Here is a 271-nt window from a genome sequence, read left to right as displayed (position 1 = left end):
ACTGGCTTGCCAGCGAAGTCCTTGCCCCAATCTTCAGATCGAGCAGCCTAGGCTGCTCTTTTGCTTTGTGAGAGAACCCCATGACCGCCGCCGAAACCCGCATTCTTGAGCTGCGCGCTGAGCTGGACCAGCACAATTACCGCTACCACGTACTGGATGAACCCAGCATCCCGGATGCGGAATACGACCGGCTGTTCCGTGAGCTCAAGGCCCTGGAAGCCGAGCACCCTGAACTGGTGACCAGCGATTCGCCAACCCAGCGTGTCGGCAG

Annotated in this window: 1 protein-coding gene; it reads left to right on the top strand. The window is 59.8% G+C overall.

Annotated features, from left to right (window positions below; genetic code table 11):
• Positions 1 to 80: 80 nt before the first annotated feature.
• A partial coding sequence (locus SB725_RS31320; protein WP_410923304.1) for a DNA ligase LigA-related protein occupies positions 81 to 271 on the top strand: 191 nt, incomplete at its 3' end.

This window comes from Pseudomonas sp. SIMBA_041 (assembly GCF_046535095.1).
In the GTDB taxonomy this organism is placed as follows: Bacteria; Pseudomonadota; Gammaproteobacteria; order Pseudomonadales; family Pseudomonadaceae; genus Aquipseudomonas; species Aquipseudomonas mucoides.
The sequence above is the reverse complement of the archived record's forward strand: the minus strand, read 5'-3'. Positions and strand labels throughout refer to the sequence as shown.